We start from the raw sequence: 20,977 nt of genomic DNA, 5'->3' as shown, positions 1-20,977 counted from the left end.
CTCGAGAATGATTTGTCCTTGCGGGAAACCGTCAACGCCAAGGTGACGGTTTCTGTCGCAGCGGGCCTTTCCTATGGCTCGCGTATGCTTTCATCCAGGCCGCGAAGCAGCGGATACAGGAAGTAAGACATCACGCTGCGCCGCCCGACTTTCATCTCGGCGGTCACCGCCATGCCAGGAATAAATTGAGCGCGCTCCTCCGGCAGCCGAAGGTGCGTGTCGGACAGGTCGACCAATACGCGGTAATAGGGAGCGGTCGGGCGGTGCGCACCTTCGGCTTTCGGATCCGGCGGGAACGAGTCCTGACTGACGACGCGTACCTCGCCTTTGGCTGTCCCGTATTTCTGGAACGGAAAAGCATCAAACTTGATCCGGACGGGCTGACCGACTGAAACCTGACCGACGTCCTTGCCCTCGACATTGACCTCCGCCTGCAGCGGCACATCGCGGGGAACAAGCACAAACATCGGCTCGGCCTCACGGGCGACCGAACCGACAGTTCGGCTGGCGATATCGAGCACGATCGCATCGGCCGGCGCCTTCAGCACGATCAGTTTCCGGCGAAGCTCAGCCTTCTTCAGATCTTCCGCCGCGCTATCCCGTTTCGCCAGCGTCTCCACGAGATCCTGATAAGCCGTCTTGCGAAAATCCTCGGCGTAGACCTTCTGGTCCGCCTCGGCTTTGTCGAGGCGATGCGCATAATCGGCGATATTGCCGCGGACGCGCGCCAGATTGCTTTCCACGTCGAGGCGAGCATCGCGCGACAGCAGCAAGTTCAGCTTCGAGCCGACTTCCTTGTCCATCAGCGTCGCGCGCATGACCTCGATCGACTTCATCGTTTCGAGCCGCTGAAGCAGTACCGTCTCCTCGTTCTGCGCAGTCTTCAGGTTGGCGCGTGCGGACGCGATTTGCGCTTGATAGTTCTCCACCTGCGCATCGTAGGCCGCCTTGCGCTGCAGGAACATCTTGCGCTGGAGAACCTCGTCGGCGTTGGCGGATTCGCCGATGACATACTCCTCACCATTCAACTCGGCCTTGAGACGATCAATCGCGGCATTGAACACACCGACCTTGCTGCTCGACTGGTCGAGATCCGCCTGCGAGAATGTCGGATCGAGCGTCGCCAGCAGGTCGCCGCGATTGACCCGATCGCCAGGCTTCACATGTATCTCGCGGATGACAGAGGTCTCGAGCGGCTGGACGACGATATTGGGGCGCGTGGTGACCAGCTTGCCCTGGGCCGTCACGATCATGTCGACCTGCGACCCCGCGGCCCAGCCGATCGCGGTGAGTATCAGAGCCAGGACGCAATAGAGCGTCACGCGGGCGATGCGCGGCGGCGCCCGATGCTCGACCTCGATCGCGTCGGATTGGAATTCCGTCACCACCGGCGGCCGGCGCCCGGTGGGCCGGAACAGCCCGCGCCGCCGTCGTTCGGTCGTCCGCACCGGATCGTTTGCATCGTTGCGGGATTTCTCAGGCTTGGTCATGCGATCTGCTTCGTCTGCTGGTTCCAGAGATGCCGATAAATCATGCACTTCGACAGCAACCGGTCGTGATGATCGACGTCGACGATCCGGCCGCGGTCAATGACCAGGATCTGGTTCGCGTCCGCAAGCATCGACAGCCGATGCGAGACGATGATGACGGTTCGTCCTTCGGCGATACGGCGCAGATTGCGGCGGATGATCATCTCGCTTTCGGAATCGAGCGCGCTCGTTGCCTCATCCAGAATCAGGATGCGCGGGTTGACGATCAGGGCCCTCGCGATCGCGAGGCGCTGCTTCTGTCCGCCTGACAGGTTCGAGGCGTCCTCCTCGAGCATGGTATCGAAGCCGCGCGGGAGCCGTTCGATGAATTCATCGGCTCCTGCGAGCTTGGCCGCGTGGACGACCTCTGCAAAGGTCGCATCGCGCTTCACGCAGGCGATATTGTCGCGAACCGTACCGCGAAACAGGAAATTATCCTGCAAGACCAATCCGAGATTTTGGCGCAGATGGGCGAGATCGAGCTCCCTCGAATCGTATCCGTCAACGCGCAGCAGGCCCTGCTGCACCGGATACATCCCGGAAATCAGCCGCGTGAGCGTGGTCTTGCCGGAGCCGCTTCGGCCGACGATGCCAAATATCGATCCTGGGGCGATGGAGAAGGAGACGTCGTCCAGCGCCGGTGCGCCTTCCGATCCGTAGCGGAACGAGACATTCTCGAACTCGATCTTGCCGGCAAAGTCGGGCCGCAGCCCCTCGCGATTACCATCGCGTTCGGGCTTCTGGTTCATCACCTCGCCCAGCATCTTCACCGCCAGCGCGACTTCCTGATATTCATGAACCATTGTCACTAGCTGGACCAGCGGTCCCGACACGCGACCCGCCAGCATGTTGAAAGCGACCAGCGCGCCGATGGTCATCTCGCCGCTGAAGACATCCAGCGCTCCAAGCGAGATGATGCCGAGCGTCATCATCTTTTCGAGGAACCCGGTGGCCGACTGGGCGGCGGCAGAAATCTTCTCGACGCCGAACCGCATCGTCACCGACTGCGCGCAGCGATCGTCCCAGACCCTGCTCTGCAGCGGCTCCATCGCCAGCGACTTCACCGTACGCATGCCGTGCACCGTCTCAACCAGCAGAGCCTGCCGCGCGCCTTCCGCCTGGTAGAGATTATAGAGCCTGCGCCGGAACGGTCCCATCAGCAGCGCGACGACCATGCCGCTGGCAGCGGTGAAGGCCAGCACCATGCATGTCAATTTGAGACTGTAGAGCGCCAGCACCGGGATGAACACGAACAGCGACAGCGCGTCGAGCGTCGTCAGGAACAGACGGCCGGTCAGGAACTCGCGGATTCGCGCCGCCTGCTGCATGTGCTTTACCAGGACGCCGGCCGAAATGTGCTCAAAGAAGGTCACGGGCAGGCCGAGGAGGTGACCGAACGTCTTGGTTGCTACCCGGATATCGACCTTGTTGGTCGCATAGAGCAAAAGATAGCGCCGCAGAAAGCCGAACATCGCGTCGAACGCCAGCGCCGCAGTCGCACCGGCCGCCAGCACATAGAGCGTGGTGAAGCTCTCGTGCACGAGAACCTTGTCGATGACGAGCTGGAAGAAGATCGGTATCGCGAGACCCAGTGCATAGAGCATAATGGCGGCGATCGCGACGTCGGCAAACAGGCGCCACTGACGGGCCAGTTCGGGGATGAACCAGCGCAGCCCGAAGGCCGGTCGATGGTCCGACGCAAGCCGCTCGCGCTTGATCAGGATGGTGTCGCCACTCCATCGGGTGCAGAACGTATCCCTGTTAACGATCAGAGGCTCGTCCCGGCGCTCGGCGAGCGGATCGAACACGCTAACCGCTTCCGCGCCATCGGGCCCCTGTCCTGCCCCGAGAACGACGATCCAGTTGCCGTTCGAAAGTCGCAGCAGAGCCGGATAAGCCTCTCCCAACCGAAACAGCGCACCCCAGTCGAGCTGCGTGCGCGTTGCGCGCAGGCCCGCTTCCTTCGCCATGCGGAGCAATCGGGTTGCCGAGACAGGACTCCCGTCGATGGCATAGCTGTGCTTGAGGCGCTCAACCGGCAGATCGACACCGTGATAGGCGGCGATCTTTGCGAGACATTCAAGTTCTGTCCGCAAGGACGGGCGCACGGGCTCGTCGGCGCTCACAGGCGGCGCTTCCGCGCCCGTGAGGTCAGGTTCAACGGAAATTACTTGAGACATTGGGGGACCGTGGGCTGTTGGGCGGTTCGCGCTCCGTCGAAGTGGTCTGGGCCTGGTCGGCCGGCGCTCTCGGCTGGTTGCGCCGTACCGCGCCGGCGTCGACCAATCCCTGCAGCGCGTTCTGCATCACCTCGACTGAATTCGCGAACGACTCCACGGAAAAGATCAGCCTTTGCCGGAACACCTTCTTCGGCGCATTGTTGGCGTCGCGTTCGGTCGGCGAAAGACTGACCAGATCGACACGCACGATCGACCCGCCAATGGTGATCTCCTCCACTCCATCAGTATAGAGTTCGGCGTGCATCAAAGCCTCCAATGCTGCCAACTTCGGCTTGAATCCCGCGTCGACCCGCAGCCAGAAGATCGACGCTGACGATAGTCACGACCCTGGGCCGGCCGCTCGATCGAAAACCAGGCTGTTGTTGCTGCGATACCCCTCCGGCACCCACAGAAATGGCAGGAGACCGGACAGCCGGGCATCGGAGTCATCAAGCAAACCGCATGGTTCCGTCTCGGCATCTCCAACACCGGAAATGACCAACCGGACACTCGGGTAATAAATAAAGATCGCAGCAAATTAAATGTCAATCGATTATGTCGCAATCACACAATATATTATCTCGAACATTATCCATCGCTGGATTTGAGTTCCCGGAACCGTCACGCGGTTCCATCAACCCACTCACGAACAAGCCCGTTTTTCGATCGGAAGAAGATTGATTAAAGAGCGAACTTCAGTCCGCTTACGGCTGCCACGGATGGACTCCCCGTCCGCGACGCGATTTGTCAAAAGCGCCTTCGAGATTATTCGAGCGCCCCACCATTAAATAACCGGGAGCAGCCTCGGCCAACATCGGCAAATTAACTATCGTACATTTAATTTGAACAAGCGACATTTTCCGGTATATTTATTTTAAGTGCAGGGCAGCACGGTGCCCGGCATTCGACGGCCATGCCAAACTTACGCTGGCGGCGGCCCGGCGAGATTCACAGGTGGCAGAGGCGACAACCGAATGCTCCAGAGCAATATGCTGCAAACCGACAGGCTCCACGCACCCGCTTATGATCGTGAGCCCGAGAGCGGCGGGATCGGCGAACTCATCAATACCGCCCTTGCATTCCTGCGACGTCAGTACGTGGTGATCATTCTTGCAGCCGCACTCGGAGTGACCGCTTGCCTGATCTATCTGCGGATCACGCCGCCGACCTATACCGCCCAGGTTCAGGTCATGCTTGAGAACGCCAAGACACAGTTCATCCAGCAACAATCGATCTTGGCTGAGCCGGCCTTCGATCTCACTCTATTCGAAACTCAAGTCCAGATCCTCAAATCGAGAGGGATGGCAGTCCAGATCATCAATCAGTTCAAGCTCGCCGACGACCCTGATTTCAAGCAATCGCCCCCGGCGCTGCCCTCTGTGTGGCAGCGGCTTCGTGCCGTATTGGGGTCGTCCACGTCAAACGATCTGCAACCACCTGTGCCGAGCGAGCCGCAGGAAGGCCTCATCACTGCGTTTCAGAACCGCGTCGTGGTGAACCGGATCGGCTACAGCAACCTCATCGAGATCAACTTCAGTTCGAGCAATCCAATACGAGCTGCCGAGATCGCTAACGCAATCGCGAGCGTCTATCTCACCCAACAGGAGAAAGCGAAGCTGGAGACAAATCGCCGGGCAAGAGATTGGATGCAGGAAAGGCTGCGAGAGCTCGGAGAGCAGGCGCTCGCGGCTGAACGTGCGGTCAGCGCCTACAAGTCCAAGAACAACGTCGTTTCCTCCGGGGGAAAGCCGATCGACGAGCAGCAGGTCACGGAGCTCAACAGCCGATTGGTCGCCGCTCGCGCGCAAACGTCCGAGGCTTTGGCCAAATTGAACCGCTACGAGGCGATCCTGGAAGCCAACCCAGCGAACTCGTCGTCGATCGGCAATTTGGATGCAGCGGGCACCGATGCACTGAACAGCCCCATCATCATCAACCTTCGCCAGCAATATCTTGAATTGGAACGACGCATCGCCGAGTGGGCGCCACGTTTTGGCCGCGACCACTCCGCGGTCGTCAACTTACGAAATCGGATGCGCGAGCTGCGCGGATCGATCCTCGACGAGGTCAAGAGGTACGCGGAAACGAGTCGGAGCGAATTCGAGGTCGCCAAGCAGCGGCAGCAGGAGATCGAGAAGCGAATGTCCGACGCCGTGGAGCAGTCGCGCTCGACAAACCTGGCCGAGATCACGATCCGCGAATTGGAGAGCAAGGCGAAAAGCTTGCGCAGCCTGCATGATACATTCCTGCAGCGTTATGTGGGTGCAGCGCAGCAGGAAAGTTTTCCTATCGCGGAAGCGCGGGTGATGTATCCCGCGGTGCCGCCGCAGAGCAAGAGCAAACCGAAAGGCCCGCTGATCCTGGCGCTGGGTCTGGTCGGCGGACTTGGGCTCGGCGTGGGACTGGGCCTGTTCAGGGAAATGATGGATCGCGTCTTCCGTACGTCCGCGCAGATCGAATCGACGCTGGGATTGTCATGTTTGTCGCTGGTGCCGGCGTTGCGTGCTGAAAAGGCGTCGACTTCAAAGGCAGCGGCATGGAACCCTGACCACGACACGCGGCAACGAAGGATATCGGCCGGTTCGACATTTCACAGGACCGTCGTCGGCAAGCCGTTATCTCGGTACGCCGAGTCAATCCGTGCAATCAAGCTCGCTATAGACCTCAATCCCAGCAAAGCCTCCAATCAGGTGATTGGCATCACCTCGGCCCTGCCGAACGAGGGCAAGACGACGATCGCAGCCTCGCTCGCCCAGCTCATCGCCCATAGCGGCAAGAGCGTCATCGTCGTCGATTGCGACCTCCGAAACCCGTCGCTTTCCGCCAGCCTCGCCGCAAACGCGACCGCAGGCATCGTAGACGTCATCAGCCACGGGAAGCAGATCGAGGAGACAATCTGGCGGGATCCGAAAACAAATCTGGCATTCCTCCCCGCCGTCAGCCGGACACCGGTGCTGCACACCAGCGAGATGCTGGCAACGGATTCGATGCGCAAGCTCTTCGATCAACTGCGATCGACGTATGACTATGTCATCGTTGATCTTCCGCCGCTGACGCCCCTGGTCGACGTCCGTTCGACGACAACCTTCATCGACTGTTTCGTCCTGGTGGTGGAATGGGGACGGACGAAGGTCGACGTCGTTAAGCATGCGTTGCACACCGCCCCCAATATCCACGAGTGCCTCATCGGAGCGATTCTCAACAAGACCGACATCAAGGCGATGTCTCGCTACGACACGCACCGCAGCGACTACTACCGCGACGAGCACTACATCCGTTATGGGCTAACCGGCTCCAACTGAAACGGATTCGCCCCCCATTCAGGATCGGGTGCCCGGCGTCCCCCTCCTCGCCATGTTGCATATCGGCAACAAGCACCGGTTGCGTTTCAGGTTAACGCAATGATTCGCTGGCCTGAATCGCGTATTAATGTACCTTACCTATACTGGGTCGACTTGGGGATACTCGCCATTATCGCGCTGCAAACATGCGGGAGGATCGTTGCTGGTCTCCTGGCGCTATCTTGCGCCGGGTGCATTATCACGCCCGGATCCGGCCCATTGGCAACAGACGTCCGAACGGCGTCGGAAGGCCTTGAGCCCGCCGTCCTCCCCTATGCCCTGGTGAAGCTGACACCCGAGGTTGTCGAGGTTCTCGGCCGCTATACGCCGCGTCTGTCCTCGGCCTTTGCCGATAAGGCGCCGGCGAAGACGTACCGCTTCGGCGTCGGTGACACAGTCAGCATCACGATATTCGAGTCCGCAGCCGGCGGCCTGTTTACATCGGACGCGGGCGTCCGCGCTGGCAATTTCGTTACGGTTCCAAACCAGGCGGTGGACGAGAAGGGCTATATCGCCGTTCCGTACGCCGGCACGATCCGGGCGCTGGGCCGGAGCCCCTCGGAGATCCGGGAGGACATCGTGGAGCGGCTCAAGGGCCGCGCCCTCGAACCGCAGGTCGTCGTGGCCGTAGCCGAGCAGAACACGTCCCTGGTCAGCGTACTTGGCGACGTGCGCGCCGCCGGCCGCTTCCGTGCGAGCCCATCCGCCGAGCGCATCATCGACGCCATCGCGCGCGCCGGCGGGCCTATCACGCAAGGCTATGACACGTGGGTGTCGCTCGAGCGCAAGGGGCACCGCGCAAGCGTCCCGTTCGGCGCATTGATGTACGAGCCTTCCAACAACATCTACGTATTGCCGAACGACGTCATTTATCTCTACAACCAACCACAGACCTTTGTCGCGTTCGGCGCGTCCGGCCTTCAGGGGCAATTCAAGTTCGATGCGTGGCGCATCTCGCTGGCCGAGGCGGTGGGCAAACAGGGTGGCATGAACGATGGGTTGGCTGATCCATCGTCGGTCTTCCTGTATCGGGGTGAAACGCGCGAAGTGGCCAAGGAAATGGGCGTCGATTGCAGGCCCTTTAAGGGCCCGATCATTCCCATCATCTATCTGATCAATTTCCGCGATCCTTCGGGCTATTTCCTCGCTCAAACCTTTGAAATGCGGAACAAGGACGTCATCTACACGTCCAACTCAGCTTCGGTTGAGACCACCAAGTTCCTGAACTTCCTGCGAACGATCATGGCCACAGCAAACGACCCGATCATCTACGCGACCAACGGCTACGCACTCAAGGCCGCCACTGCGGGCACCGGATCGACCACGGTCATCACGACACCCCAGCCAATTACGGGCGTCACTCAGTAGTTGGACGGACCTGCCCGGCCCGCCCGGGCATGATCTCCAGGGACAGGATCGGGCGTCCATCGATCAAGGGGGTTGCGGACCAGCGATGCAGAGCGAGGAAGCGCCTGCTTCCGGCTGATTGCGTGCAGGCTCTGCCATTTAGTTCTGAACGATTAGAATCCTAAGGCGGACGCGCACGCGGTCCTGGAGGCGCCACGGCCCCCCGCGCCGCTCCTCCGGTACCGCGAGAAGCCCCATCGCTGGCCGTCCGATGCATCCGCGCGATGGATACGGGAGCCGCCACGACAATGCGCGAGCGGAATACGCGCGAGGAAGAGACACCATTTAATTCATTTAATTTTCGCAATTAATTGTTGCCCCATTTAATGGATTATTATACATTAAATAACGGTTAAGACGCGCCACACTTGATCATTTCAGCAGCCATGAATTTCATAACCCGCAACATTGCAGCGGACGTCCACGGCGATTTCGCCGCTCGTGGCTTCAGTCCACCGCTGAAGTCAGAACGAAAATGGCCGATCCGTTATCGCTCCATCGAGTTGCTCGCGACCTGCAGCGACGTCGCGATCATCCTGATCGCCAGCATTCTCTCCACACTGCTTTACCGGCTCTATGCCGACTGGACCACGGCCGATGTTGGCAAGGCCATAGGTTCTGCGATCGTCGTCTCGGCACTCTGCGTTTCGTTGCTGAAGATGCGAGGCATGTACAGGCCGCCTGAGCTTCTCGCGCTTCGCCGTCAAGTCCACGCCGTTTGCCTCTCGTGGATGTTCGTGTTCGTTCTGCTCAGCGGAGCCGTCGGCGCCCTCAACATTGGCGCCGAAATCTCCCGTGGCGCCGGCGTGGCCTTCGCCGTCGTCGGCCTGGCGATGCTGATTGGACATCGGGTCATCATGAGAGCCCTGCTCTTGAAAGGCCTCAACGACCGAAAGTTTTCCGGCGGCAATGTGGTGTTGATCACGGACCAGGCGCAATCGCAGGATACCGGGTTGGCGCAGGCGCTCACGGCACTGGGATTTCGTTTGGCTGGACATTTCAGCCTGCCTCGGCCGGGTGCCAGTTCAGGATACCGCAAGCGGCTTAGCGCCCTTGTCGTCCAGCATGCACGCGGTTTCGACATCGAAGAGATCATTGTGGAAGCGGATCCGAACCGCTGGCGCGAATTGCGCGAGTTCGTTGCCGAGCTGAGAGTCTTGCCGTTTCCGGTCGTCTTCGTTCCGGTCGGGGCGGCATCGGAGATGTTCGCGCAACCGACGCGGGATCTTGGAAGCGCCATAGGCGTTGAAGTCCAGCGCGGGCCGCTCACCCCAATTGAACGCGCTGCAAAGCGAAGCATTGATCTGATCGGCGCCGGAATCTGCCTGGTCATGCTGGCGCCGCTGCTGGCGGCAGTTGCCGTCATCATCAAGCTGGACTCGCCGGGCCCCGTCCTTTTCAGGCAGCAACGCTGCGGCTTCAGCGGCCGGAGCTTTGCGATCTACAAGTTTCGGACCATGCGCGTACTGGAGGACGGCCCCACGATCACCCAGGCCAAGGCCGCCGACAGCCGCGTGACGCGGATTGGCAAATGGCTGCGTCGGACCAGCATCGACGAGCTGCCGCAGCTCTTGAACGTGCTGGACGGGAGCATGTCCCTGGTCGGGCCACGACCGCATGCGATGGCGCACGATAGTGAATTCGCCAAGGCGGTCCAGCGCTACGCGTTCCGGCGGCGGGTCAAGCCGGGGCTCACCGGTTGGGCGCAGATTCATGGTTGCCGCGGCCCGACGCCCACAAGGGCTCTGATCGAACAACGCGTCGAATACGACCTGTGGTACATCGATAACTGGAGTCTGCGAATGGATCTCGCAATTCTCCTTCGGACCCCGGTGGAGGTATTGCGAGCGCGCAACGCCTTTTAGAGCATATCTGGTTCTGGTTGAATTAGAACCAAATCTCTACATTCTGTTTTTGACGCGCGAGCCGGCGTCCACTTCGCTCGAAAACGTTCTGGGCGGCTGGATCGAAGCCGCTCCCGAAAGTGGATCGGCTTAAATGAAGGCAAGAAACCCGGATGGCACGCGCTGCATGCCTTTCCGGAGCTGCCGATTACGCCAACCTGGTAATCGAGGATTTTCTTTTCCAGAACGCCGTCCAGGATCAGGCGCGCTGCCGGCCCTTGGAACCGCCGTCGCTGATCCGGAACTCTTCGATCTTCTTTCCCGATTTCATCGCCGCGACAAGCCAGCGAGGTAGCTTGCCACGTCCCGACCAGGTCTCGGAGGTCTTCGGATTGCGGTATTTTGGCAGTACTCTCGGATACTTCCGCCGCGGCTTCCCGCCCTGAAGCGCGCGCGCATCGTCCGACTCACGCGTAGCAGCCACACCCCGGCTAAGAACCGCCAGCCGCTTCTCTAGTTCGCGCTTTTCCGCTTCGATCCGGGCCGACAATATCGCACTGATCTCTTCATGAAGCGACCAGAGATCATCTAGAGACATGGACTTTAGTTCGATTTCTTTCGCCGACATGGTCGTCCCGCGGTTCCATCTTAATAATCGGCTGTCATATTGCCTCGTTCATTATTAATCAAGGGGAATACCAAAAAGTTCCCAAGGCAAGCTCTGGATAAATCCGCCGTACACACATTTATGTGTGTACAGCCTATTCCAGAAGCTGCAGCAATCGAGAACAACTCGCAATAAGATATGTTACGGGATTTAAACGCCAGGTCAGATTACACGGCGCAGGATTCGCGCAGGGCTCTGGCCCGGAATGCCGGTGCCTGACGCAATCGCCTCCCATCCCTCTTACGCAGGCTCGGGACAAGGCGCTTGCTTCGCCGGCGCATGAGCGGCCGTAACCGGCATCGAATTACCTCAATATCCCTCAAGGCGAGACGCCGAAGTTCGATCTGAGCCTGCAGGGCCCGAATATCCCGCAGGGCGGCGGAAGGGACGACGAAGCGACTGACTGTCTCATGAAGATGGCAGAGGGGAAGCTCAATACGGTCCATTTCTCAAACCCTTACAAAACCAACTTAAACCACATTTCCGCGCAATTATTTATCTATTTAAACTCCACAGAACGTCTGAAATTCCGCTATAGCTTGCCAATAAAAAACGATTTATCAAGCATTAAATAAATCATTGGATATAATATTTATGTCACATATAATGTCTTCCATTCACGTCAGCGCTCAGTGCTTTTTATTGCCTGAGCAGAGAGTGTGTTTTGTTCAGGGATTGCCCCCGCTCAGGCTCAAATTGGTCGCGAGAGCACGATGCGCAAATCAGATTTAGAAGCTATGACCTTCGACGAGCTCTGGCTTCTCCACGAAGAGATTACGAAGATTTTGTCGGAGAGAATCACGGCGGAGAAGCTCGAGCTGGAGAAACGGCTGGCTCAGCTTAACCCACCCGACCCGATGCAGGATAGCGCAGGTTCCGAGCCCGGATCCGAACGGCCACGCCGCAGATATCCAAGGGTGCCGCCGAAATACTGCAACCCAATGGAGCCGACCGAAACGTGGTCCGGCCGCGGCAAGCAGCCGCGATGGCTCGTCGCGGCGCTGCAGTCCGGGCGCAAGCTGGAGGAGTTCAGGATCGAGAACAGCGAGAAAACGACGGACGACAACGCTCAGCGCTCCTGAGCGCGCCGTTCGCCGAAAATCTCAGCTATGCAACTGAACCGGGCCGGTTTGCACCGTTCCACGCGTGTACTCGAGATGTCTGGCGAGACTGGTACGGATGCCCGAAATCTCGCCCAGAAGGACGTCGCAGAGTTGAATTCGGGAGGCAATGACGGTTGGGTTGGCCCCCTCACCATTCAAAAGATGAAGCTGGATTTGCGCCTGCTTGATCGCGTTAAGGGAATCCCAAAGGACGCAATCACCCGACTTATAAATATTCCTCATTATTGACCCCCTCACCCAAACAAATGACCGGTGGTCGGCAATAGTTACTTTCGTTAGTCGGCGATCATCGATGATGGTTCATCCCGCCTGCGACAATCTTACGCATTAAAAATTCGTCGCATATCTCTCTCAGCCTGCCGCTCAAAAAAACGGCTGCCGGACGAGAGACTGGCTTGCATCCATTTAAATAGTTTAAATCGGGCCAAGAAACGAAGCAACTTAAATCGGCTGCAACGCGTAGCTTTCTTTATCCTTTCTTCAAATCGAACTAAGTACTTCCCGCACGTGCGAGCGAGATTACTGTGTGGCTGGCCTGCAATAGTCGACTCTTCCCTCGCGGGCGGAAGTATAGCGCCGATGCTGCAGTGCGCGCCTGCCGATTTTGCCAGGGTTGAGCAGCCTCCGAAAGTGACAGCTTTCGTCGTTCGCTGCGTATGGAGGCGACAATCGCCGTCCGGGTGTTGCGCTGGGGGAACGCTTATTCCCCATCCCCGCATCACATCGGGTCCCCGCCCACGGTGAAGCGGGATGTATCCCGTATGCCGGCAAGTCGCACGATGTTCGGCCGTCGGCCGGAAAGGCCTGCAGGCGGGGACGAATTACGCTTAGCTTATCGCAGATCTCCGCCTTCGAGCGCGTCAGGGGTACGTCTCCCGGGGAAGCACGCTTCGTCCAGATCAGACTCGGGCGTATCACGCTTGCTGGCAAGGCGTCGAAGGTTACCCAGGGTGCCCCGGGGCGCCTCGCAATGGCCACATCGGATCTGGGTTGACGACGGCGCCCCCTCGGCAACGTCAATCCGAATGCTTAGTGAGTTGCAATTGTCGCAAACCAGCTTGAATTCGGCGTGATGGACCATCACTGGGCTCCCGGTCTAAGTCTTTCTGAAATCGGATCAGCGAAAAATTCAATAAGCAGAATTCGGCTGGGGAGCCGCGCGTTCGCGCTGTGTCGCCCAAGGGCTCCATGCCTCACGTCCGGATTATTATATTATTTATTTTCCTCCGTCGAATTTATTATTATGTATTTAATTTTGAGCCGGTTCGCCGCCACGCATCTTCGGCGATGCAAGGACCTGCGCGAACTGAAGGTAGACAAGAAAACAAGCGCGGATAACGCGATTGTGTATTTTCCGAGCACCGTTCAGGTTGAGGATATTTCGTTATGCACGTTGATTTAATTCGATTTTCTGGCGAACAACTTATTGCTCGACTAATGGGTAGAATAATATTAAATTAGGTATTTAATTTATAGACCAGCCTATCGCTCTGCGGCTAGCGGGAAGGTGCCATGGTCGCGGCAACCATTGCGAAGACGAGCCTGCGGTCGCGGCCGGATGCCGCCTCGAGATGCATGAGGTCTCGAACCGGCACGCGTCGTGTCGCGATCTCACGATCCCCGTCCGGCATGGCCGTGCAGTCGCGCGATGGCGTCCGGCCCCCTGACATCGAAGCCGCTGCTCCAGGGCCTGCCCGGTCTCGATGGCCGCCGTGCCGATCGGTTTTTTCAGGCTTATCCCCCTCTCTCGCGAGGACACAGATATGACGAAGTCTCTTGAGGAAGCTTCCGGTTGGAGCCGTCTGGCTCTCGGACTGCAGAATTGGCAACGCGTCCAACGAGGGAAGAAACCGGAGGCCGAAGCATCCATTGCGGGAGACGAGAACTGGTTCTTATCCTTGGCGGCGTTGCGGTCGCGGGAAACGTCGGCGGGCGCCTATGCGCTCGTCGCGCCCCTGTCCTTTGGAGCGGCGAAAGCCGCACTTGCTGCGTCGGCGGCAGGAAGCCTCACTCCTATCTCCACGGCGGCTGAACCGGCGGCGTCAAATCCCGTCGTGATCCTCGGCGGCACCCCCGCACCGGCCGTTGCCGGAGATATCACCGGATCCATGTTGCTCACGACGTCTGCAGTGGCCACCCCGGCCAGCACACCGCTTTGCTGTGGTTCGTGCGGCTACATCAATTGCCCAACCCAGGTGATGACTCAGAGCCACGCCAACGGAACGCAGTTGAGTGGTCAATTGGTGCATGGCGGCGGGTCGGGAGCTGATTTCGTGCCGACCAATCAGGCCGGACTCATGGGCAGTTCCACAAGCGCCGCCATGTCGACGCAGTATGTCGCACCGCTGGCGAACTGGAACACGCAGTTGCCTGGTGGTGGAGAGACCGGCACCGGCACGATGACCGGCCAAGTCGGGATTCTGTCCGGCTCCGTCACAACCGCGATAGCTCCCTCGGCCTCGCAAATTGCGCCCGCGACATCACCCAGCCTCCGAGCGGCCGCCGCGCCAGCGATCACCGCCGCTGATGCCACAACGACTGCCACGGCTGCGGTGACAGCCATCAACCCGATCGTCCTCGAAAACCAGAAGCAGGGAAATCCCGAAAGCGAATGGGGTATCGACGGCGCAGGCGACTCGAACATTGAAGGCTTCGCGACGGACATCAGCGTCAATCACGGCTCGACGATCAGCTTTAAGATCGATACGAATTCGACGCACTATCGGATCGACATCTACCGCCTCGGATATTATGGCGGCATGGGCGCCCGAAAGGTCGCGACGATCGATCATACCGGCTTGCAGAACCAGCCGGCGCCGTTGCGGGACGCGGCGACCGGTCTGGTCGACGCCGGCAACTGGGCCGTTTCGGCGAGCTGGGACGTGCCTGCGGACGCCGTATCAGGCGTCTACATCGCAACGCTCACGCGTCTGGATGGGACGCCTGGCAAAAATCAAATCCCCTTCATCGTGCGGGACGACAGCAGCCACAGCGACGTCGTATTTCAAACCTCTGATGAGACCTGGCAGGCCTACAACGGATGGGGCGGAGCCAATTTCTACGGCGGCAACGGGCCAGCGACGGGCCAAGGCGCCGGCCGCGCCTACGCGGTAAGCTATAATCGTCCTATCGCCACACGGGGCGGCGTGGGGACTTATGCCGGGCCGCAGGACTATCTGTTCGGCGCCGAATATGCGGGAATCTACTGGCTGGAGCAGAACGGTTACGATGTCTCGTACATGGCGGGAGTTGACGCCGACCGTTTCGGCAGCCTGCTGCTCAATCACAAGGTCTATGTCGATGCCGGCCACGATGAATACTGGTCGGGTCAGCAGCGTACCAACGTCGAGGCCGCGCGCGATGCCGGCGTCAACCTGATGTTCTGGAGCGGCAACGAAGTCTATTGGCGCACCCGCTGGGGCAACAGCATCAGCAGCGACGCGACAGCCTATCGCACGCTCATTTCCTACAAGGAGACCTGGTCGCCGAGCTCCTCGATCGATCCCACCAACGAGTGGACCGGCACCTTCCGCGACCCGCGTCTCAGCCCGCCCGCGATCGGCGGCGGGAATCCGGAGAACTCGCTCACCGGACAGCTCTTCCAGGTCGATGACGTCGGCTCCAACCTCCAGGCGATCACGATCCCCTATGACGACGCCAATTTGCGCTTCTGGCGCAACACCAGCGTTGCCAATCTGCAACCCGGTCAGACCGCGACGCTGACCAAGAACTATCTCGGTTATGAGTGGGATGAAGCGCTCGACAACGGGTTTGATCCCGCTGGCCTGGTCCGCCTCTCGTCGACGACCCTGCCCGTGAGCACCTATCTGCTCGATTACGGCAACACGACCGGCAATGGCATCTCGACGCACACTCTGACGCTCTATCGCGCTGCGAGCGGCGCGTTGGTTTTCGGCGCCGGCACCGTATTTTGGCCCTGGGCACTGAGCAACAATCACGACCTGCAGCCGACGCCGACCGATTCGCGCGCGCAACAGGCGATGGTCAACACGCTCGCCGACATGGGCGTTCAGCCGGGCACGATCCAATCGGGGCTCGTCGCCGCCACTGCCTCGACCGACCATACCGCGCCGACGTCCATCATTAACGCGCTCGGACCCATTGCTGCAGGAGCCACCGTCACCATCTCCGGCACGGCCGCGGACGTCGGCGGCGTGGTCGCTGGCGTCGAGGTCTCGACCGACAATGGCCTAAGTTGGTTTACCGCTGTCGGCGACGAGAACTGGACCTATTCCTGGTCGCCGCAGGCCGGCGGCACCTACACCATCCTCTCGCGCGCGGTCGACGACAGCATCAATCTTGAAACTCCTTCGGCCGGTCGCACCGTGACCGTCACTGCACCGACTTACGTCTCGCTGTTCTCACCGTCGGCAACCCCTGCCGTCGTGAACACCACGGACGCGAGCGCGGTCGAACTCGGAGTGAGGTTTCAGACCTCGGTGGCGGGCACCGCAACCGGCGTACGGTTCTACAAGGGAAGCCAGGACATAGGCACCCACACCGGCGAGATCTGGTCAAGCACCGGCGTAAGGCTTGCAACCGTCACCTTCACCAACGAGACGGCGAGCGGCTGGCAGAGTGCGACGTTTGCCACTCCGGTCACGTTGACGCCTGGGCAGATCTATACCGTCTCCTATCACACCGAGACCGGCCACTACTCCAACACAAACAACTTCTTCACCTCCGACGTGATCAGCGGTCCGCTGACCGCCCCCGCCAGCGGCAATGGCGTCTACGCCTATGGCGCCAGCAGCGTGTTCCCGACGAACACGTTCCAGGCGACGAACTTCTGGGTTGACGTCATGTTCAACCCCTCCACCAGTACAACCAACCAGCCGCCGGTGGCGACGAACGACGTCGGGCCGACAGTGACGCAAAACACGGCGGCTACGATCACCGCCGCATCCCTGATCAGCAATGACAGCGATCCCAACGGTGATCCCCTGACCATCACCGCGGTAAGCGGGGCGAGCCATGGGACCGTCACGCTCAACGTGCAGACCAATCCGCAAAACAACACCATCACCTTCACGCCCGAGGCCGGCTATACCGGCAACGCGAGTTTCACCTACACGGTCTCGGACGGGCGTGGCGGCACGGCTACTGCCAATGTCAGCCTCACCGTGGTGGCGCCAGGAACGACGCCAGTCAGCCTGTTCAGCGCATCGAGCACACCTGCCGGCAGTTTCCATGACGGCTCGCCGCTCGAAGTCGGCGTGAAGTTTACCAGCTCCTCGGCGGGCCAGATCACCGCGCTCAGATTCTACCGCAGTGCCAGCGACACCGGTCCTAACGTTCTCGACCTCTGGAGCGCGACCGGCGTCAACTTGGCGACGGTGACCTTCACTAATACGACCGCCAGCGGCTGGCAGACAGTTGCATTGCCGACGCCCGTCACCATCTCCGCCAACACGACATACGTCGCCTCCTATCACACCACCGGCGCCTATGTTGCGACCAACAACTTCTTCACGGCCGCCGTCACCAACGGGCCACTGACAGCGACCTCTACTGGCAACGGCGTCTATTCCTACGGCGGCACCAACACCGCCGGCATCTTCCCCACCAGCACCTGGAGCGCCGCCAATTACTGGGCCGATGTCGTGTTCATTCCGTCCGGGTCGGGCGGCGGGTCGAACACCGCGCCGACGGCCGTCGCCGACGTCGCCGACGCGACCGAGAAAGGCGGCATCGCCAACGGTTCGGGCGGCTCGCCCGCCACCGGCAATGTCCTCACCAACGATACGGATCCCAACACCGGTGACACCAAGACCGTCACCGCGGTCAGCTTTGGTGCGACAGCAGGTACGCTCGGCACCGCGCTCGCCGGTGCGCACGGCAGCCTCGTGCTCAATGCCAACGGTACGTTCACCTATACCGTCAACGAGACCGATGCCGCCGTGCAGGCGCTGCGGCTGTCAACGAATACGTTGACGGACAGCTTCAGCTACACCATGCGTGACACCGCCGGCCTCACCTCGACCACCACGCTTACCATCACCATTCATGGCGCTGATGACGCACCGGTGCTCACAACCCAGACCGCCAACCAGAACGCGACCGTCGGCTCGGCCTTCTCGCTGGTGCTGCCCGCCAACACCTTCACCGATGTCGATACCGGCGACACCCTGACCTATGCGGCCACGTCCGCCGACGGCACCGCCCTGCCCGCCTGGCTCAGCTTCAACGTGTCCACACGCACCTTCAGCGGCACGCCGACGGCCGCCAATGTCGGCACCGCCAGCATCAGGGTCACGGCCACCGACCTCGCAGGCGCTGCCACCAGCGAGACCTTCAATATCGCCGTGTCGACCGGCGGGTCGAACACCGCGCCGACGGCCGTCGCCGACGTCGCCGACGCGACCGAGAAAGGCGGCATCGCCAACGGTTCAGGCGGCTCGCCCGCCACCGGCAATGTCCTCACCAACGATACGGATCCCAACACCGGTGACACCAAGACCGTCACCGCGGTCAGCTTTGGTACGACAACGGGCACGCTCGGCACCGCGCTCGCCGGCGCGCACGGCAGCCTCGTGCTCAATGCCAACGGTACGTTCACCTATACCGTCAACGAGAATGATTCCGCCGTGCAGGCGCTGCGGCTGTCGACGAACACGGTGACCGACGGCTTCAGCTACACCATGCGTGACACCGCCGGCCTCACCTCGACCACCACGCTCACCATCACCATTCATGGCGCTGATGACGCACCGGTGCTCACAACCCAGACCGCCAACCAGAACGCAACCGTCGGCTCGGCCTTCTCGCTGGTGCTGCCCGCCAACACCTTTACCGACGTCGATACCGGCGACACCCTGACCTATGCGGCCACGTCCGCCGACGGCACCGCCCTGCCCACTTGGCTCAGCTTCAACGCGTCCACACGCACCTTCAGCGGCACGCCGACGGACGCCAATGTCGGCACTGCAGGCATCAGGGTCACGGCCACCGATCTTGCGGGCGCGGCCACCAGCGAGACCTTCAACATCGCCGTGTCCAACACGCCCCCGCCAGGGCCGGTCAGCCTGTTCAGCGCGTCCAGCACACCTGCGGGCAATTTCAATGACGGCCGGCAGGTTGAACTTGGGGTGAAGTTCACCACATCGGTCGCCGGCCAGATCACCGCGCTCAAATTCTACCGCAGTGCCAGCGACACCGGCACCGACGTCCTCGACCTCTGGACTGCCACCGGCACCAAACTCGCGACCGCCACCTTCACGAACACGACCGCCAGTGGCTGGCAGACGGTGCAACTGGCGACGCCCGTCTCGATCAACGCCAACACAACGTACATCGCCTCCTATCACACCACCGGCGCCTATGTAGCGAGCGGCGGCTTCTTCAACTCTCCCGTTACCAACGGGCCGCTGACGGCGCCCTCGAGCGCGAGCGCCGGCGGCAACGGCGTCTATGCCTATGGAGGCACCAGCACGACCGGGCTGTTCCCGACCAATACATTCAACTCGGCCAATTACTGGGCCGACGTTGTGTTCCAACCGCAACTGGTCGGCTAGGGTTGGATGAAGGTGGACGGGAAAGATCTGCTGCCTGTCACCGTGCTGAGCGGATTTCTCGGCGCGGGCAAGACAACGCTTCTCAATCATCTGTTGACGAACCGCGACGGCTTGCGGGTCGCGGTCATCGTCAACGACATGAGTCAACTGAACATAGACGCAAGCCTGATCCGCAATGGCGGGGCCGGCCTGTCCCACACGACTGAGAGCCTCGTCGAGCTCAGCAATGGCTGCATATGCTGCACGCTTCGCGACGACCTCCTGCAGGAGGTCAGGCGACTGGCCGAACAACGGCGCTTCGACTATCTCTTGATCGAAGGAACGGGTATCGCCGAGCCGCTTCCCATTGCGGCGACGTTCTGTTTCCGCGACGAGAGCGGCGTCTCTCTCTCCGATGTCGCACGGCTCGACACGATGGTTACGGTCGTGGATGCGACGAGCATGCTCGCCGACTATGGCAGCCGCCGCCTGCTCCGCGATCGCGGCGAGATGCGCGACATCAACGACCAGCGCACACTCATCGATCTCCTGGTTGAGCAGATCGAATTTTCCGACGTCGTGGTGATCAACAAGATCTCGGAAGTGGCGGAGACGACGCGCGTATCGCTCCGGAAGATCATCGCTGCACTCAATCCAGATGCGCGCCAGATCGAAGTCGATTTCGGCAAGATTCCTCCCAAGGCATTGCTTGGCACCGGTCTCTTCGATGAAGCGAAAGCTGCGACCCATCCGCTCTGGCACAAGGAGCTATACAACCTCGAGTCTCACGTGCCGGAGACCGACGAGTATGGAATATCAAGCTTCGTGTACAGGGCGAGGCGCCCCTTCGATCCCGTCAGGTTCCGGTCTTTTCTCGATCAACCCTGGCCGGGGGTCATTCGCGCCAAGGGTCATTTCTGGCTTGCCACCCGCCCGGATTGGGTAGGCCTGCTGTCCGTTGCCGGGGTCCAACGTCGGTGCGACCCCATGGGCTTTTGGTGGGCAACCGTTCCCAAGCCGGCGTGGCCCAGCCATCCGCAGCTTCAGGAACAGATCAACAGCCATTGGGATGATGATTGGGGCGACCGCCGCCAGGAACTGGTCTTCATTGGTTCAGGCATGGACGAGGCGCAGATCCGCGCCTCGCTCGATGCCTGCCTCACCGCTTGCGAAAATGGGTTCGACCCGAACGGTTGGCGCAGCCTCGACGACCCCTTTCCACCCTGGAATGTTTCTCAATCTGAGCAGCACGCGGGTACGCCGGCTCGATAGTGCATTTCCACGCCAGCCTGCTGTTTGAGAAGTATCCTTTCGCGCGTGATCCGCACGGTT

At 60.5% G+C, this 20,977-nt stretch carries 11 protein-coding genes; 6 read left to right on the top strand and 5 right to left on the bottom strand.

What is annotated here, in order from left to right:
• Nucleotides 1-71: 71 nt before the first annotated feature.
• Genes ACVJGD_RS02915 through ACVJGD_RS02905 form a run of 3 tightly spaced genes read right to left on the bottom strand, consistent with a single transcriptional unit; the run spans nucleotide 72 to nucleotide 4,013 of the window.
• Nucleotides 72-1,490: an HlyD family type I secretion periplasmic adaptor subunit gene (locus ACVJGD_RS02915; RefSeq protein ID WP_456632948.1), complete on the bottom strand. Its 1,419-nt coding sequence runs from the start codon at nucleotides 1,488-1,490 to the stop codon at nucleotides 72-74.
• On the bottom strand, nucleotides 1,487-3,709 hold the full coding sequence (locus tag ACVJGD_RS02910) for a peptidase domain-containing ABC transporter (protein ID WP_456632947.1): 2,223 nt from the start codon (nucleotides 3,707-3,709) through the stop codon (nucleotides 1,487-1,489). The genes ACVJGD_RS02915 and ACVJGD_RS02910 overlap by 4 nt, the downstream gene beginning before the upstream one ends.
• Complete coding sequence (locus ACVJGD_RS02905) at nucleotides 3,687-4,013, bottom strand: hypothetical protein (protein WP_456632946.1); 327 nt, start codon at nucleotides 4,011-4,013, stop codon at nucleotides 3,687-3,689. Before ACVJGD_RS02905 ends, ACVJGD_RS02910 begins: the two co-directional genes overlap by 23 nt.
• A gap of 613 nt (nucleotides 4,014-4,626) precedes the next feature.
• Between ACVJGD_RS02905 and ACVJGD_RS02900 the strand changes: the two genes are divergently transcribed.
• From ACVJGD_RS02900 to ACVJGD_RS02890, 3 genes are all read left to right on the top strand, one after another.
• On the top strand, nucleotides 4,627-7,050 hold the full coding sequence (locus ACVJGD_RS02900; protein WP_456632945.1) for a polysaccharide biosynthesis tyrosine autokinase: 2,424 nt from the start codon (nucleotides 4,627-4,629) through the stop codon (nucleotides 7,048-7,050).
• A gap of 99 nt (nucleotides 7,051-7,149) precedes the next feature.
• Nucleotides 7,150-8,457: a polysaccharide biosynthesis/export family protein gene (locus ACVJGD_RS02895; RefSeq protein ID WP_456632944.1), complete on the top strand. Its 1,308-nt coding sequence runs from the start codon at nucleotides 7,150-7,152 to the stop codon at nucleotides 8,455-8,457.
• A gap of 425 nt (nucleotides 8,458-8,882) precedes the next feature.
• Complete coding sequence (locus tag ACVJGD_RS02890) at nucleotides 8,883-10,361, top strand: undecaprenyl-phosphate glucose phosphotransferase (RefSeq protein WP_456632943.1); 1,479 nt, start codon at nucleotides 8,883-8,885, stop codon at nucleotides 10,359-10,361.
• 238 nt (nucleotides 10,362-10,599) lie between these two features.
• Here the strand turns inward: ACVJGD_RS02890 and ACVJGD_RS02885 are convergent, their stop codons facing one another.
• A complete protein-coding gene (locus tag ACVJGD_RS02885) occupies nucleotides 10,600-10,968 on the bottom strand; it encodes an H-NS histone family protein (protein ID WP_456632942.1) in 369 nt (122 codons plus the stop codon).
• A gap of 752 nt (nucleotides 10,969-11,720) precedes the next feature.
• Here ACVJGD_RS02885 and ACVJGD_RS02880 point away from each other — a divergent pair.
• Entirely contained in the window at nucleotides 11,721-12,089 is a 369-nt protein-coding gene (locus tag ACVJGD_RS02880; protein WP_456632941.1) for an H-NS histone family protein, read from the top strand.
• Nucleotides 12,090-12,110: 21 nt separating this feature from the next.
• Here the strand turns inward: ACVJGD_RS02880 and ACVJGD_RS02875 are convergent, their stop codons facing one another.
• The gene (locus ACVJGD_RS02875; protein ID WP_456632940.1) at nucleotides 12,111-12,353 is read right to left on the bottom strand and encodes a hypothetical protein; all 243 of its coding nucleotides are present in this window, start codon (nucleotides 12,351-12,353) and stop codon (nucleotides 12,111-12,113) included.
• A 2,051-nt stretch (nucleotides 12,354-14,404) separates the two neighbouring features.
• Here ACVJGD_RS02875 and ACVJGD_RS02870 point away from each other — a divergent pair.
• Nucleotides 14,405-19,666 carry a DUF4082 domain-containing protein gene (locus tag ACVJGD_RS02870; protein ID WP_456632939.1) on the top strand — a complete coding sequence of 1,754 codons (5,262 nt, stop codon included), beginning with the start codon at nucleotides 14,405-14,407 and terminating at the stop codon, nucleotides 19,664-19,666.
• A gap of 12 nt (nucleotides 19,667-19,678) precedes the next feature.
• Nucleotides 19,679-20,917: a GTP-binding protein gene (locus tag ACVJGD_RS02865; protein ID WP_456632938.1), complete on the top strand. Its 1,239-nt coding sequence runs from the start codon at nucleotides 19,679-19,681 to the stop codon at nucleotides 20,915-20,917.
• Nucleotides 20,918-20,977: the final 60 nt, after the last annotated feature.

It is taken from the genome of Bradyrhizobium sp. USDA 10063 (assembly GCF_054063735.1).
This window is presented reverse-complemented; position numbering and strand designations above follow the sequence as displayed.

Coding starts and splice junctions, on each gene's coding strand:
- ACVJGD_RS02915 (WP_456632948.1), bottom strand. CDS start 1,490: ATGACCAAGCCTGAGAAATCCCGCAACGATGCAAACGATCCGGTGCGG.
- ACVJGD_RS02910 (WP_456632947.1), bottom strand. CDS start 3,709: ATGTCTCAAGTAATTTCCGTTGAACCTGACCTCACGGGCGCGGAAGCG.
- ACVJGD_RS02905 (WP_456632946.1), bottom strand. CDS start 4,013: ATGCACGCCGAACTCTATACTGATGGAGTGGAGGAGATCACCATTGGC.
- ACVJGD_RS02895 (WP_456632944.1), top strand. CDS start 7,150: ATGATTCGCTGGCCTGAATCGCGTATTAATGTACCTTACCTATACTGG.
- ACVJGD_RS02890 (WP_456632943.1), top strand. CDS start 8,883: ATGAATTTCATAACCCGCAACATTGCAGCGGACGTCCACGGCGATTTC.
- ACVJGD_RS02885 (WP_456632942.1), bottom strand. CDS start 10,968: ATGTCGGCGAAAGAAATCGAACTAAAGTCCATGTCTCTAGATGATCTC.
- ACVJGD_RS02880 (WP_456632941.1), top strand. CDS start 11,721: ATGCGCAAATCAGATTTAGAAGCTATGACCTTCGACGAGCTCTGGCTT.
- ACVJGD_RS02875 (WP_456632940.1), bottom strand. CDS start 12,353: ATGAGGAATATTTATAAGTCGGGTGATTGCGTCCTTTGGGATTCCCTT.